The 2,807-nt window shown below is 72.6% G+C and carries 3 protein-coding genes and 2 pseudogenes; 3 read left to right on the top strand and 2 right to left on the bottom strand.

From position 1 onward, the window contains the following. A pseudogene (locus tag K206_RS0123635) lies at positions 1-369 on the bottom strand (two-component sensor histidine kinase); the annotation flags it as partial. Continuing rightward, positions 366-1,043, bottom strand: coding sequence for a heavy metal response regulator transcription factor (locus K206_RS0123630; protein WP_020204864.1), 678 nt, complete (start codon positions 1,041-1,043; stop codon positions 366-368). The gene K206_RS0123630 and the pseudogene K206_RS0123635, both read right to left, overlap by 4 nt. Positions 1,044-1,222: 179 nt before the next feature. Between K206_RS0123630 and K206_RS0123625 the strand changes: the two genes are divergently transcribed. From K206_RS0123625 to K206_RS0123615, 3 genes and pseudogenes are all read left to right on the top strand, one after another. After that, positions 1,223-1,765: a hypothetical protein gene (locus K206_RS0123625; RefSeq protein ID WP_043367024.1), complete on the top strand. Its 543-nt coding sequence runs from the start codon at positions 1,223-1,225 to the stop codon at positions 1,763-1,765. A gap of 110 nt (positions 1,766-1,875) precedes the next feature. After that, positions 1,876-2,274: a hypothetical protein gene (locus K206_RS0123620; RefSeq protein WP_020204862.1), complete on the top strand. Its 399-nt coding sequence runs from the start codon at positions 1,876-1,878 to the stop codon at positions 2,272-2,274. A 9-nt stretch (positions 2,275-2,283) separates the two neighbouring features. Continuing rightward, a pseudogene (locus K206_RS0123615) lies at positions 2,284-2,807 on the top strand (RND transporter); the annotation flags it as partial.

Raw genomic sequence — 2,807 nt, 5'->3', positions numbered from 1 at the left:
CAGCGCCGGCACCGGCTCGTGGCGCGGGTTGAGCGTGACCAGCGGCTCGCCCAGGCTGTCGCGCACCAGCAGGATCAGGCCTTCGTGCCCGAGCGCGAGGTCGGCGAAGCGATGGGTGTCGGCGCGGATCTCGGCCTCCGACCTGACCTCGCGCAGCAGGTGGCGCACCAGCAGCACCTCGCTGACCAGTTCGCCCTCGTCGCGGTCCTGCAGCTGGGTGGCCAGCGCGCCGGCCAGGTAGGTGCTGACCGCCACCAGGATCGCCACGGTGGCCGCGCCGTAGGCCAGCGCCATGCGCGCGGTCAGCGAGGCCGGCAGGCGCATCACGGCGCGCGCCAGGCCGCCGTCCTGCGCTGGCGCCCCGCTCATCGGGCGTCCTCTTCGTCGAGCACGTAGCCCATGCCGCGGCGGGTATGGATCAGCTTGGCCGGAAACGGGTCGTCGACCTTCGCGCGCAGGCGGCGGATGGAGACGTCGACCACGTTGGTGTTGCTGTCGAAGTTCATGTCCCAGACCTGCGAGGCGATCAGCGAGCGTGACAGCACCTCGCCGCGGCGGCGCGCCAGCAGTTGCAGCAGCGCGAATTCCTTGGAGGTCAGCTCGAGCTTCTGCCCGCCGCGCGTCACGCGGCGCTTGACGGTGTCGATCTGCAGGTCCGCCACCTCCATCAGTTCGCTCTCGCGCAGCGGCCCGCGCCGCAGGATGGTGCGGATGCGCATGACCAGCTCGGCGAAGGCGAAGGGCTTGACCATGTAGTCGTCGGCGCCGAGCCCGAGGCCTTTCAGGCGGTCGGACAGTTCGTCGCGCGCGGTCAGGAACAGCACCGGCGTGTCGCGCTCGCGGCGCAGTTCCTGCAGCACGGTCCAGCCGTCCATGCCGGGCAGCATGACGTCGAGCACGATCAGGTCGTACTCCTGCCCGCGCGCGTGGGCGAGGCCGTCCACGCCGTCGCGCGCCAGATCCGCCACAAAACCGGATTCACTCAGGCCCTTGCGCAGGTAGTCCCCCGCCTTGGGCTCGTCTTCCACGATCAGTATGCGCATTTCCGTTCACTCCGGGCCGGCGTGCGGCCGTTTGCCGCCATCGGCCCGGCCCCGCCAAGCCGACAAGCTATACGAGGAAGCGCGGCCGCGGCCGAACATGTCAACATTGTCATGTTCGCGTCACGCTCAGGCGGCTTTCAATGCGGGTACAATACCGCATCCATTTTTGCCCGGTTTCGATGAAACGCGCCCTCCGCTGCTTCCTGTTGTGCCTTGCCATGATCGCGCTGCCCGCACAGAGCATCGCGGCGGCGGTCATGATGGTATGCAGCACCGCGCAGTCGATCCGGGCGCCGCACCACCACGCCATGCCGGCGGCGGCGATGGCCGCGATCTCGGTCGACTCGCCGGCCATCGAGTCGATGATGCTGCGCCACGCCGCCATGAAGTCGGCGGCGGAAGCGGCGCTCGCCGGCGGGCATTGCCATGACGACGCCGCGGCGCACGAGATGCCCGCCGCTACCGACGACGACGACATGGCCGCCGCCGGGCCACTCGCGCTGCATCCCGCCGATCCGCACGCCGGCCACCACCACGCCGGTCACGGCGCCGGCGGCACGTGCAGCGCCTGCGCGGCCTGCGCCGCCGGCGCGGTGATCCCCACCATCCTCCCCGAACTCGCGCTGGCCAGCCACGGCCATGCCGCGCCGCAGGCGGCGCTCGCCGCCTTCGCGGGTTTCCTCCCCGCCCCCTCCGACCGTCCGCCCGCCGCACGCTGCTGACACCCGAGGTGCGTCCATCGCACGCTCGCCGAAGTTCGTTCCAGGGTTGATCTTCCGGGTCGGCCCTTCCCGCGCCGACCGCGGCGCACCCCACGAACACTGAGGTTGTCATGCAATACGTCCGCATCCTGGCGGCGGCCTGCCTGTTGCTCGGGCCGGCCCTGGCGTCGGCGCAGTCCGGCGGCGCGCCCGCCGCGACGCCTGCCGGTCCGTCCGCCGGTCAATCCGCCAACAAGCCGGTCGATCCGTCCGCCAGCCCCGCCGCCACGCCCGGCGATCCGCTCGATCCCGGCGCCGCGGTGCCGCCGCTGCCGTCACCGGACGTGCTGGCCGGCTACCTGCCGTTCCAGGCGCAGCCGGTCGCGCCGTGGCGCCAGACCAATGCGCAGGTCACGCCCGGCGCGGCCGGGAACGCGGCGCCCGACACCGGCGCCATGCCGATGCCGGCCGCGCCGGGCAATGCCGGCGCGGCTGCCCCGGCGCCCGGCGGGCACACCCACCATCACTGAGGAAGCCGCATGTCTTTTCCATTTCCCGGGCGCCCGGCGGCATCCAGGGCGGGGCTGGCCGCGGCCGCCTGCGCGCTGCTGCTGGCCGGCTGCGCCAGCTTCACCGATGACGGCGGCTTCGGCACCGCCGCCGAGGCCGCGCGCCAGCGGCTCGGCCAGGACGCGCTCTGGGTGCGCTCCGACCAGGACCGCGCCGAGGCCTACCGCCGCACCCAGGCGCTGCTGGCCGAGCCGCTCGATGCCGACAGCGCGGTGCAGATCGCGCTGCTCAACAACGCCGGCCTGCAGGCCGCCTTCGCCGAGCTCGGCATCTCGGAAGCCGAATACGTGCAGGCCACGCGCCTGCCCAACCCCGGCTTTTCCTTCAGCCGCACGCGCCAGGGCGACGACCTCAAGATCGACCGCGCCATCGCCGTGGGCCTGGTCAACCTGCTGACGCTGCCGCTGGTGGCGCGCATCGAGCAGGACCGCTTCGCGCAGGCCCGGCTGGCGGTGGCCGATACGCTGCTGCGGCAGGCGTTCGCCACCCGCCG

Source organism: Cupriavidus sp. WS (assembly GCF_000395345.1).
GTDB lineage: Bacteria > Pseudomonadota > Gammaproteobacteria > Burkholderiales > Burkholderiaceae > Cupriavidus > Cupriavidus basilensis_B.
This window is presented reverse-complemented; position numbering and strand designations above follow the sequence as displayed.